This is a genomic window from Chryseobacterium sp. SIMBA_028, from assembly GCF_046535285.1.
Classification (GTDB): domain Bacteria; phylum Bacteroidota; class Bacteroidia; order Flavobacteriales; family Weeksellaceae; genus Chryseobacterium.
Genome location: NZ_JAWRWZ010000864.1, coordinates 1 through 233, shown reverse-complemented (window position 1 = coordinate 233; position 233 = coordinate 1). Strand labels below are relative to the sequence as shown.

1 pseudogene is annotated in these 233 nt (G+C 34.3%); it reads right to left on the bottom strand.

Going from position 1 to position 233, the window contains the following annotated elements:
- Nucleotides 1-233: pseudogene (locus SCA31_RS25655) on the bottom strand (peptidase domain-containing ABC transporter); the annotation flags it as partial.

Here is a 233-nt window from a genome sequence, read left to right as displayed (position 1 = left end):
GATAAGCTCAATCACTTTACTTTGTTCCTGAGAAACCTGAGAGAATCTTTTATAGTCGAGTTCTTTTCGTTTTTTAAGGAAGAAGCTAATCCATGCTACATACAGTACTGCTCCTATAAGGTAGACTACAAATAGCCTGTAATCATATAATAAGAGTACAATGCTGAAAATAACCAGGTTGACAAGAGAAAAGAGGGTGTTTAAAGATGAACTTGTTAAAAGTTGTTCTATCC